Origin of the sequence: [Flexibacter] sp. ATCC 35208 (assembly GCF_001975825.1) — a bacterium.
In the GTDB taxonomy this organism is placed as follows: domain Bacteria; phylum Bacteroidota; class Bacteroidia; order Chitinophagales; family Chitinophagaceae; genus Chitinophaga.
This window is the reverse complement of sequence record NZ_MTKN01000064.1, coordinates 37,646-48,493: the sequence shown is the minus strand read 5'-3', so window position 1 is coordinate 48,493 and position 10,848 is coordinate 37,646. Positions and strand designations below refer to the sequence as shown.

General features: G+C 40.5%; 11 protein-coding genes. 8 read left to right on the top strand and 3 right to left on the bottom strand.

The window, feature by feature from the left end; genetic code table 11:
• Together BW716_RS28670 and BW716_RS28660 are read left to right on the top strand one after the other, a co-directional pair.
• A partial coding sequence (locus BW716_RS28670) for an MFS transporter (RefSeq protein ID WP_220388856.1) occupies nucleotides 1-1,239 on the top strand: 1,239 nt, incomplete at its 5' end.
• 574 nt (nucleotides 1,240-1,813) lie between these two features.
• Complete coding sequence (locus BW716_RS28660; protein WP_083729480.1) at nucleotides 1,814-2,338, top strand: hypothetical protein; 525 nt, start codon at nucleotides 1,814-1,816, stop codon at nucleotides 2,336-2,338.
• 201 nt (nucleotides 2,339-2,539) lie between these two features.
• Here BW716_RS28660 and BW716_RS28655 read toward each other — a convergent pair whose 3' ends face one another.
• Nucleotides 2,540-3,448, bottom strand: coding sequence for an AraC family transcriptional regulator (locus BW716_RS28655; protein WP_083729478.1), 909 nt, complete (start codon nucleotides 3,446-3,448; stop codon nucleotides 2,540-2,542).
• A 74-nt stretch (nucleotides 3,449-3,522) separates the two neighbouring features.
• Here BW716_RS28655 and BW716_RS28650 point away from each other — a divergent pair, with 74 nt between their 5' ends.
• The 5 genes from BW716_RS28650 (at nucleotide 3,523) to BW716_RS28635 (ending at nucleotide 8,638) form a co-directional block, all read left to right on the top strand.
• Entirely contained in the window at nucleotides 3,523-4,617 is a 1,095-nt protein-coding gene (locus BW716_RS28650; RefSeq protein ID WP_235643968.1) for an NAD(P)/FAD-dependent oxidoreductase, read from the top strand.
• Nucleotides 4,618-4,873: 256 nt separating this feature from the next.
• On the top strand, nucleotides 4,874-6,037 hold the full coding sequence (locus BW716_RS28645) for an MFS transporter (RefSeq protein ID WP_083729474.1): 1,164 nt from the start codon (nucleotides 4,874-4,876) through the stop codon (nucleotides 6,035-6,037).
• The gene (locus BW716_RS28640) at nucleotides 6,003-6,932 is read left to right on the top strand and encodes an NAD(P)-dependent oxidoreductase (protein ID WP_083729472.1); all 930 of its coding nucleotides are present in this window, start codon (nucleotides 6,003-6,005) and stop codon (nucleotides 6,930-6,932) included. The genes BW716_RS28645 and BW716_RS28640 overlap by 35 nt, the downstream gene beginning before the upstream one ends.
• A gap of 112 nt (nucleotides 6,933-7,044) precedes the next feature.
• Nucleotides 7,045-7,221: a hypothetical protein gene (locus BW716_RS37100; protein ID WP_179091312.1), complete on the top strand. Its 177-nt coding sequence runs from the start codon at nucleotides 7,045-7,047 to the stop codon at nucleotides 7,219-7,221.
• 202 nt (nucleotides 7,222-7,423) lie between these two features.
• Complete coding sequence (locus tag BW716_RS28635) at nucleotides 7,424-8,638, top strand: DUF692 family multinuclear iron-containing protein (RefSeq protein WP_083729470.1); 1,215 nt, start codon at nucleotides 7,424-7,426, stop codon at nucleotides 8,636-8,638.
• A gap of 43 nt (nucleotides 8,639-8,681) precedes the next feature.
• On the opposite strand, the gene BW716_RS28630 is transcribed toward BW716_RS28635, so the two are convergent.
• On the bottom strand, nucleotides 8,682-9,173 hold the full coding sequence (locus BW716_RS28630; RefSeq protein ID WP_083729468.1) for a YcxB family protein: 492 nt from the start codon (nucleotides 9,171-9,173) through the stop codon (nucleotides 8,682-8,684).
• Nucleotides 9,174-9,374: 201 nt separating this feature from the next.
• On the opposite strand from BW716_RS28630, the gene BW716_RS28625 reads away from it, so the two are divergent.
• Nucleotides 9,375-9,788, top strand: a complete 414-nt coding sequence (locus tag BW716_RS28625; RefSeq protein ID WP_083729466.1) for a hypothetical protein — start codon at nucleotides 9,375-9,377, stop codon at nucleotides 9,786-9,788.
• 128 nt (nucleotides 9,789-9,916) lie between these two features.
• Here BW716_RS28625 and BW716_RS28620 read toward each other — a convergent pair whose 3' ends face one another.
• Nucleotides 9,917-10,798, bottom strand: coding sequence for a phosphate ABC transporter substrate-binding protein (locus tag BW716_RS28620; protein WP_083729464.1), 882 nt, complete (start codon nucleotides 10,796-10,798; stop codon nucleotides 9,917-9,919).
• Nucleotides 10,799-10,848 lie beyond the last annotated feature (50 nt).

Below are 10,848 nucleotides of genomic sequence, written 5' to 3'. Positions count from 1 at the left end.
CTTAAATGGGTAATTCTATTTAATAATACGATATCTATGGAATATAATTTTCGCCGTTGGTTTGTCTCGCTGACAGCTATGATCTGTCTTGCGCTGGCAGGATTTAATTATGCAGGTATAGACGTTGCTTACAATGATATAAGGGGAAACCTGGGCGCTACCTTAAATCAGGTCAGCCGGATCACAACTGTCTATATACTTGGTACTTTAATTATTGTTCCATTTAGCAGCTGGTTGTCTTCACAGCTGGGGCGAAGGAATTATTTAGGATGGGCTGTAATTTGTTTTACTGTCTGTTCTTTTTTTTGTGGTAATGCCACAAGTCTGGATATGCTGATAGTGTACCGGTTCCTCCAGGGGATGGGGGCAGGTGCAATGCTGGTATCTTCACATACTATTCTTACAGAGAGCTGGCCGATAGAGAAGTGTGCTACGTCTCAGCTATTAGTACTGGCGGGACTGGGTTTGGGAGCAGCATTAGGGAATCCTATATCAGGGTATATAACAGATGAATATTCATGGATCGTTATCTTTTTTGCAAATATTCCGCTGGGTATAATTGCCTGTCTGCTGGTATTTGTATTTGTGAAAAACGGCTCTGATAAAAAGGATGAGGATTGGCAGGCAAGGATTCTACTGACTGTAGGAGCATGTTGTCTATATGTAGGGTTGGAGCGATGTCAGTATGTAGGTGAGTTGAATGTGCCAGTGATGATATTGTTGTTGCTGGTGGGATTGACCGGGATAATTTTATTCATCTGGCGTCAATACCATTTATTGAATATTAATTTACGTGCCGGGTTGGTATTATTCTTATTTTATTCTTTTATATCAGGGATTCAGATAGTTATTTCCAATTCATCCTTAAATGCTTTGACCGCATCTAGTTACGATTCCTTTTGGGTGGTTGCATTGATACCTATAGTTGTCATACTTATTACTACTGCATTGATACAGCGGAACCGTAAGATGATCAGGCCTGTCATTATAGTAGGGATGCTGTTGTTGATGATTAGTTTATGTTTATGCTTGAAGGATGTGAGCTTTCCGGCGATACTGATCCTTAGTATAGCGGAGGCTATGTTATCTATATCAATCCTTACATTAGCGCTTTCAGAGCTGGAAGGGAAAGAGCTGGGTAGGGGAGTCGCTTATTATTATGTGATTGGGAAAATAGGTGGGGTTTTAACTTCACTGTTGTATTTTGTGATTCCTTATTTGTTGGAAATGTTTAAATAGTATGGATATAATAAGAATTTGAAAGATTGTATTGGATATCAGCATTCCATTGACGGCCATCATAATGCATTATAAACAATGGCACCTTCATAGTTATCATACTTTTATGCCATTGATATTGCCGATGGGTATTTTTTTATTAGCACACTGATATTTACTTTGTTGTTAGGGACCTGGAAATCCCGTCTTTACGATAGTTGGAACGAGTTTTTAATCGCCTATTTACTTGTTGGGTTCCTGATATTCTGGTTGCCATTGGCATTATTAATAAGTACGAATTATTATTTGGCAGATGAGGCGAAGCATTATGTAACAGTACCGGTGATAGCGCAGAGGACTGATACCAATAAATTAGGGAAGAGTTTTGGATGGGTAGAGGTAGAATGGAATGGGTATATGAAGCGTATAACTTTTTCTTATTGGAGGACCCTGAGAGATCGTCGTATAGATAGGGCTAGGTTTGTGATGTCTAGGGGGTATTGATGTGTATGATAAATATGAGTTGTTAACGGATAAATGAAATAATAAATTTCGATCAGGTGACGGTATTTGATGTGAATGAAATTAATTAACAATGACAGATACAGTTTTTTTTCACGAAGACAGTTATTGTCAGATAGAACTGCTACCTAAACAAAACTATCAGGATATTGGAAGCTTTCCTGTTCAGGAGGAAAACACATTTGGATTTGAGCATATGCTTGTTAGAGACAAACCATTGTTTCCAATAGTGAATTTGGGGATATCCACGCAGGAAATGGAATCATTGTTAGCCCGGAATGCGATTAATTATTTTCCGGTAGTGAATACCGGATATTCCACTTACCGTGTTGTAAAAGAGGATACTGTTGTGTATGGTTTTGAACGATTGTGGGTATTTGTTGAATCAAAGCAATCTATTGTAAAGAATGTATGGTTAGGATTTTCTTCTTTATTCACTGCTTCGGAAAGTTGTGATTACTTGTTTAAAGTGTTAGAATTGATAGGGGAGAAGTATCCATTGATACTTGTAGACTGGAATGGAGAGGTGATTGTCAGGTTGCAGGAAGTAGATGAGATACAGCATTATTTAGAGAGTGAATTTGGATTTAAGTTTTAATTGATTAATATAAGAAAATGAGAAAATTATTGGTAGAAACGAATGCATGAATTAAATTACTAAAAGTAAAGTTCCACTGGCTTAACCTATTAATACAAGTTCATGCAGTTAAACACCAAAGAAAAAATCTCGGGATTCCCCATTTTGAAAATCAGAAATCTTCTTAAGAGAAACCCAATTCTCAATGAGGTTATACATAATTTAAGTCCGGCTATATTGTTTAGGCTTCATACCAATATGCTCCTGAAACACTCTTGAAAAATGACTCAGGTTCGTAAACCCCAACTGATATCCTACATCCGATACCGACAGGTTGCCCTCTTTTAACAACAACGCCGCTTTTTTCATTCTACATTCCTGATAATAACTAAAGATACTATTCCCAAATATTTGTTTAAATAAAGATTTCAATTTAGTCGGGCTCATATTAGCCGCCAGTGCTAAATCATTTATCACCGGTGGAGTATCCAGGTGCTCCAACATCTCCTCCCTTATTTTGTAAATGGTAGCTATATCACGGCTATTCAACGCATACAAATGTTTTTCATCCCGCTTTTCCAATTCCATTAATAACCGGCACACCAGTTCCTCCGCTTTTATCCGCAGGAAAAACATTTTGAAACTCTCTGCCACAGATTGAGATACAATCTCGTTGACAATATCCTGCAAGGATGGATATATCATTTGTTCAAATAGCAAAGGTTGTGTATTCTGCAATAGACCTTCTAACACCGGTGACTTTGCGGACAAATCAAACAAACTCTTTAAATAATTTGAATCGACTTCGATGTTAATTGTGGAGGTATTTGTATGAATGGGGATAACAGTATCTGTATTCATACTTGTTGTAGTTATTAACACAGACGGTTGCTTTTCCGTTTCATCGAAAATATGCTGGAACTTAAAAAGGATCATACTCCTGGAAGCATTGATTTCAGGGTTTTCAATCACCAGGTTTTCCTTCAGTTCATAATTCATAATCATCATCCGGATGTGCTCATTAAAGACAAATCTGGTCACATATCCCTTACCAAACTGTTCAGGAATATCTAGTCTTCTATTCTTTACTGTTGTACCAAATAGGTGAGCGAGCGTATGGAGAACATTCATATAAAAGTCTGATACGACTATTTTTGAGTCAAAGGTAGCTATTTTATCTCTGATGGATGGTGGAACTTTACAGCATGAAAATAGCAATCCTCGGCGCAGGTCCCGTTGGCCTGACAATGGCCATCTTGCTTCAGCATCATGGTATAGATGTAACTGTTTATGAAAGAGATAAAGACCCGGAGGCAAGAATCTGGGGTGGTACGCTTGATCTACATGAAAGTTCAGGACAGCGGGCTTTGAGTAGAGCGGGCTTACTGGATAGGTATTTTGATAGGGCGAATACCATGGGTAGGAGTATAACTGACGAGTTGGGGAATTTACTTTTTAAAGTGAAACCGCATTATGACGCGCCTGAGATAAATAGGAATGAACTCAGGAAGATTTTATTGGAGGGTCTTAAGAGTGGGACTGTAGTATGGGATCGGAGGTTTGTTGGTCTCGAAGTAATCAATAACCAATGGCTCCTGCATTTCGACAATAGCACTACTGCTGCTGCGGATGTCGTAATTGGTGCAAATGGAGGTATGTCTAATGCCAGACAATATGTAACGGATGCTGTAGTTGAAGATACTGGTTCCTATTTCATCCAGGGCGAAGTTTATCAACCGGAGATAAAATGCAAAGCATTCTACGAACTGTGCGATCATGATATATTAATGACCGCAGCTGAAGGAAAGCAAATCGTAGCCAATCCCCGTAATAATGGCGCGCTTACTTACAATGTCATTTGCAGGAATGTTCCTGCATTAGATTATAAGGATACGGATAGTGTAGCCACTTTTCTAGCAGAAATGTTCCCTCACTGGGATGAATGTTACAGAGAATTGTTTCGTGCTACTTCATTCTTTGCAGGATTACCTACACGAAAGATATCATTGGATATTCCATGGAAAACCAATCGTCCATTGCCTATTACTTTGATTGGAGATGCCGCGCATTTAATGCCGCCTTTTGCAGGGCAGGGGGTGAATACAGGGTTGATGGATGCAATGATATTAGCAGAAAATATTACCAGTGGGAAGTTTGAAAGTGTTGCGGCTGCGATTGAAGATTATGAGCGGAAGATGTTAGTGTATGCTGGTGCTGCGCAGGCGGAAACTAGCAGGAATGAAATGGCTATGCAGGATAGTGGGTTTTCATTTATACGGAGATTTTCAGGGGAGAGTTAGATTGATGATTCTGGTAGGAAGAGAGGTCCAATAGAAAGGTGGATTAGGAATTTAATAAGCAAAAGATTTACCAGTGAAAGTTAGATTGATGATTTGGGCAGGAAGAGATGTGCAAGTGAAATCTACATTAGCAATTCATTAATGAAAAGATTTACCAGTGAGAGCTAGATTAATAGTTCTGTCAGGAAGAGATATGCAAGAGAAAGCTAGAATAGCAATTCAATAAGAAAAAGATTTACCAGTGAAAGTTAGATTAATGATTCTGTTAGGGATTGTGCTTATGAATGCGGTAGGTATGTCAATCGTTATCCCGCTGCTACCTTTTTTAATAGGTCAATATTTACCCAAACAACAAGTTGTTTTAGGTATGAGTGCTCTGCTATCTGTGTTTGCAGCATGTACATTTATCGCTGCCCCTATTTTGGGTGCATTGAGCGACAGGTATGGACGAAGAAATATCCTGATCATAAGTTTACTGGGTTCTGTCATCGGCTATGTCTTATTTGGCATTGGTGGCTCGTTATGGGTACTTTTTGTAGGAAGAATAATAGATGGGTTGACTGCAGGTAATATCAGTACGTTATTTGCCATCATATCAGATAGTACCAAACCTGAAGAACGTACAAAATGGTTTGGATATATGGGCGCCGTGATGGGAATAGGTTTGTTAACAGGTCCTGTATTAGGTGGGTTATTGGGAGCTATTGATTTGTCATTGCCATTTTTTATGACAGCTGGTATTATATCCCTTTCAGTAGTGGCCGTGTATTTTTGGTTACCGGAATCATTGCCCTCTGGAAAGCGTACAAAACAATTGAATGTTGATAGTTTCAATGTTTTTTCACATTTGAAGGATTTCAGGGAAATCAAATGGCTTCTGATTACAGGTATATTGTTTTATGCAGGTCTTGAAATATTCCAGTTCAATTTTACCATCTTCTTAAAAGATATTTTCAAATGGGGCCCAGCTTATATAGGCAGTACATTGACGGTGGCAGGTGCCTGTGAGATTATTTCCCGCTCATTATTATTGCCATTGTTACTAAAGCATTTTAGTGAAAGTATTGTGGGTGTTATAGGTTTAATAATGTTGGCTACAGGGCTTGCATTCATTGTCATCAGCATATTTATATCTTCTCTGATTATTATTACCCTTGCAGTAATATGCATCCTTGCTGGCGAAGGATTATTTGATCCTACTTATAATAGTCAGCTATCTCAATCTGTTGATGAAAGCAATCAGGGTAAATTACAAGGGGTTAATCAAAGTTTGCAATCCTGCACACGGGTATTGATCCCATTGGGCGCAGCCACTATTTATTATTCCAGTCCATTTTTGCTGTACACTATAGCAACACTCATTATCATCTTTTCAATTATTATCCATGAAAAAAGTCTTAGTCACCGGCGCCACCGGTAAAGTAGGTAGTCGCTTTGTAGCACGCCTGATAGAAAAGGGGTACGATGTTCGCATGTTGGTACGTAAGCCTATTACCTTAAATGCAAGTGGCATGATGGGTGATTTAGCAGCAATCATTAGTGATGGAGTATCAGTCAGCATCGGTGATTTAAATGATCCATCTACTATAGCGCCTGCTGTGATTGGTATAGATGCTGTCATTCACATCGCCGCGGCTTATAATCCTACACATGATACGAATCTAAAAGGGACAATGGCGCTGGTCAATGCGGCCATTGCTGCCAATGTTGAAAGGTTCATTTTCGTAAGCACCGCCAAAGTATATAGAAAAGACTATGGTCGTCCTGCTAAAGAAGATGATGTGCCGGATGTACATGAAGACAATGCTTACTTTGCTGGTAAAGTTGCTACAGAGCAGGCACTGCTTTCTTTACATAAGGATGTGCGTATATTAAGATTGGGTTTCGTCTATGGTGATGGGGATCTACATTTAAAAACAATGCAGGAGGACTTTCGCTTAAGGTCAATGGAAGAAAACCCGGACCCAAAGGCAACGGAGGAAAACTTGCAAGCAGAGGCAACGCAGGATAACTTGCGCTTAAGGACAAAGAAAGAAACCTCCCACCCCGCCGCCAGATTACACATGGTTCACCATCTTGATGTAGCTCAGGCTTTATTGCTATTATTAAATACAGATGGGCTGAATGGTGAAATCTTCAACCTGGGGGATGATGCACCTATGAGTTTTTATGAACTGGGGTTGGCAAATCCCACCAAAGAACCACTAATAGACCCATTTGCATACATTATGGATACTTCCAAACTTCGTTTTAAGATAGGGTTCCGTCCCCTCGTGCCCGCTTATCAGGTAGCCCGTGATTTGGATATTTTATAAATCATTGTAACTTTTTTGAGCTCATGCCCGTTTAATAGTCGACAACACCCACGATATATTCTGATTTGTAGCCGTAGCCGGGACAATAATTATCTCTTAAATTACTAATGGCATGAAACTTTCTAAATCGCTTCTTAGCGCCATCATGATTGGTATCGCCGTTCAAACTACTGTCGTTTCCTGTGGGAAAGACGAAGCGCCTAAACCCAAAAAAGATCAGACAAACAAACAAAATGTGTCTAAGCCAGATGAAAATCTGGGTAATTGCCCCGCTTGCGGAATGGGTTGATTACGTGTGATGGGGGCGTTGCATGAATGAGTTGATTGCGTGAAATGAATTCATTACGAGAATGGAGTCAATACAAAATATGGGTCAAATACGTGTAATAGGTCCATTACATGAACTGAGTTCATTACATGCAATAAGGTCATCCCCTGAAATGGCTTCATTTCCTGAAATAATTTGATTACTGAACATTGATATTTAACCGGTGCCCAAAGTATTATCTGCTGTCGCCTGTAATCTGGACGCAAACATCCTCGCTGCATGTTTGCCCCTCCTACAAGAATCCCGTATTGAAGCCATTGAATGGTCATTCGATGCCTTATACAAAATTAAAGAAGTACCTGACTGGTTTAGGGAACTGCTGACAGCCTTTAGCGATGAAAATCGCCTGATCGGTCATGGTGTCTTCTTTTCTCTCTTCTCAGGCAAATGGCTACCCGAACAGGAAGCCTGGCTCTCTCATTTAAAGCAGACATCCACTGCATTCAACTTTGATCACATCACTGAACACTTTGGCTTCATGACCGGAAAAGATTTCCACCATGGGGCACCGCTAAATATCCCTTATTCTGCTTCGACACTCGCCATTGGCAAAGACAGGCTGAAAAGAATCTACAACGCCTGCGGACGCCCTGTAGGTTTGGAGAACCTTGCCTTTTCGTATTCGCTGGACGAAGTCAAACGGCATGGCGACTTTCTGGATCAATTGCTTGAACCCGTGAACGGTTTTATCATCCTTGATTTGCATAACCTCTATTGCCAGCTTCACAACTTTGATCTGGCATTCGAAGAGCTGATAGCCCTGTATCCATTAGATAAGGTCCGGGAAATCCACATCTCTGGCGGTAGCTGGGACGATGTCGGCAACCGGACTATCAGAAGAGATACACATGATGAAGGAGTGCCGGCAGAGGTATTTCAGTTGCTTGAAATGACAATGCCCAAATGTCCACATCTGAAATATGTTGTGCTGGAACAATTGGGAAATGGACTCGTTACCGAGGCAAGCCGGTTGGGGTTTTATAATGATTTTTTGAAGATGCAGGAGATTGTGCACAAATCCAGCAATGAAATAGAGGCTAATCTTTTCCAAATGCAGGAGATCGTACCCAGATCCAATCATGATACTGGTGGCAATCTTCTTCAAACCCAGGAAATCGTACACAAATCCAATCGTGAAACTGAGGTCAATCCCTTTCATCCATTACTACCCCTCCCTATAGGCCCTGCTGTAGAAGACCTGCACCTCTACGAACAACAAATGGAACTCTCTTCCATCCTGGAAACAGCCCCTTCCAATGCCGCCGCCATGCAATTATTACAACACTCCTCCCTGGCTCATTCCGACTGGAAAATCGAACAATGGGATCCCTATATGATAGAAACCGCTGTTAAAATAGCCCGCAAGTGGAAGAAATAAAACCCTGGCTATATCTTTAGTATGATAATTTCAAAAACCTTCTTCATTTCTTTGCCGCTGCTATTTTGTCTTTAATATAGGTGATCTCATCAGCACCTAGTACATTTTTCTTCACTAAGTAACCTTCGCGTTTAGAAGGCTTTAAAATCAGGAACCCCGCCAGTTCTTTTGCTTCCCGGATATGTGACCAGGCCAGATCGCTTTTAAAATCTTCGCCCTGAATGTGTACGCCCTCATCATCAAACTCATACAGCATCTCCTGTTTCAGAAACGCATTTCTATATCGTTGTAATACCGCTATCACTGTGATAATGAACGGATAAAACAACATTGCCAGTGCATAGGGCATCGACATGTACAAGCCTTTATTGAAATTTGAAAGAAAACCATAATCTACCAGGGCTGGCATAATCAATGAATAGAGTCCCATTATTCCCAGTATAATAACAGTGGGTCTTCTGTACATATAGGCGATCAGGTATTTCGCATATTCAAGTCGGGTGATCTTAAAGCTGATAGAAAGTAGATTCTGCATGTTCCGAATATACTCATTTTACATAATACCAAATAAGTGCCGCCTGGCGGGCGGAACTGTGAATAGTACCTCCTGATGTAAAAGAAATGTCAGATAATAGGAGAATTGATGATTTTCGTCATTGAACATTTTGTCTTTTTTAGCTTTCGTAGTAATTTCGCGGCCGAATTTTCGAATAATTATCAAAGATCCCAACTGGAAATGAGTGACAGATTCTACTTTAGAGTCATAGGACTTTTTATTTTATTGAATGCCACTTTGTTATTTTGGAAAGCCTGGTTGTTAGACAATGGAGTTCACCACAATGTGTTACTTTTTGGCAACCTTGCTTTAGCTGCACTTTCAGCAGTAACCTACAACATGAGCCGTAAAGGTGTACAAGCCGAAAGCAACAGTGTATTTATGCTTCGGGTATACGGTGCAATGATTAGTCGTATGATGCTTTGTCTGGCTGGTATAACTATTTATGCCGTTGTGAACAGAGCACATACCAGCAGAATAACAATTTTTATGCTGATGGGCTTCTATGCAGTTTACGCTATTTGCGAGAACATCAGTCTGCAAAAGATCACCAGACAAAAGAATGAAACGTCTGTGAATCAGGAAGCTTTTTAAAAGCCTTAGCTGTACACCTGCCCGAACATTGCTTTGGGCAGGTGGATAGCTTATCCATCCAGATGAAAGCTCTTTTATTACTGCGTGGAATAGAAAAAGGCCGGAATTGCTCCCGACCTTTTTGTTAATTATATAATTGAAACGTATCCGGTTTCTTCTACTTCTTTCTGTCCATCTGCAGAAAGCAGGTAGTCCACGAATGTCTTCACTTTTGCGGCACTGCTGTTCTGATAGATGAAGAACAACGGACGCGCCAGCGGATAAGTCTTTGTCTTTACATGTTTAATATCGGGCGCAACATAGTTTTTGCCATCAAAACATACAGGCAACGCCTTTACTTTATCATTGATAAACGCCAGCCCCACATAACCAATTGCACCTTCCGTCGTACTTACTTTATTGAGGACAGTACCGTTTGTATGTTGGAACACCGCGAGTGTGGTGAACTCTTTCGTTTTCATGACAGCTTCTTTAAAGAACTCGTAGGTACCGGAGCTGCTCTCGCGGGAGATGATCATGATCTTCACATCTTTTCCACCCAGTTCTTTCCAGTTCTTCGCCTCACCTGAGAAGATCTTTTCCAGTTGTTCTCTGGTGATCTTTTCCACACCGGTGCCTGGATGTACGACTACAGCCAATGCATCGTCTGCGATCTTTACTTCGGTGATGGGGTGATTTGTTTCCTGAAACTGCTTCCTTTCTTTTTCGTTCATGTCGCGGGATGACATGGCGATATCGGTCGCACCTTTTTCCAGATCAGCAATACCTACGCTACTACCACCTTCGGTGATATTGATATCAAAGTTATCATTCTTCATGCGGAAGTAGCCTGCTACTTTTTGTGCCAAAGGCGCAATGGTAGTACTACCAGAGAGGTGGATGATGTTTACATTGGAGACCGCAGGTTTTGCTTTGAGGCTATCACCAACGGTTTGGTTTTTACTTTCATGGTTAGCATTACAAGCGCTCCACAGGGCGGCGCTCATCAAAAGCACAGTGATTCTTTTCATCTATTTTTCTTTTTCGTTTACGTCCTGGTGTCGGACTGTGTCCACTTACG

Excerpts from the sequence above, each read along its gene's own strand:
- BW716_RS37100 (WP_179091312.1), top strand. The coding sequence starts at position 7,045 with ATGAAACTTTCTAAATCGCTTCTTAGCGCCATCATGATTGGTATCGCC.
- BW716_RS28650 (WP_235643968.1), top strand. The coding sequence starts at position 3,523 with ATGAAAATAGCAATCCTCGGCGCAGGTCCCGTTGGCCTGACAATGGCC.
- BW716_RS28625 (WP_083729466.1), top strand. The coding sequence starts at position 9,375 with ATGAGTGACAGATTCTACTTTAGAGTCATAGGACTTTTTATTTTATTG.
- BW716_RS28640 (WP_083729472.1), top strand. The coding sequence starts at position 6,003 with ATGAAAAAAGTCTTAGTCACCGGCGCCACCGGTAAAGTAGGTAGTCGC.
- BW716_RS28630 (WP_083729468.1), bottom strand. The coding sequence starts at position 9,173 with ATGCAGAATCTACTTTCTATCAGCTTTAAGATCACCCGACTTGAATAT.
- BW716_RS28655 (WP_083729478.1), bottom strand. The coding sequence starts at position 3,448 with ATGAATGTTCTCCATACGCTCGCTCACCTATTTGGTACAACAGTAAAG.
- BW716_RS28660 (WP_083729480.1), top strand. The coding sequence starts at position 1,814 with ATGACAGATACAGTTTTTTTTCACGAAGACAGTTATTGTCAGATAGAA.
- BW716_RS28620 (WP_083729464.1), bottom strand. The coding sequence starts at position 10,798 with ATGAAAAGAATCACTGTGCTTTTGATGAGCGCCGCCCTGTGGAGCGCT.
- BW716_RS28645 (WP_083729474.1), top strand. The coding sequence starts at position 4,874 with ATGATTCTGTTAGGGATTGTGCTTATGAATGCGGTAGGTATGTCAATC.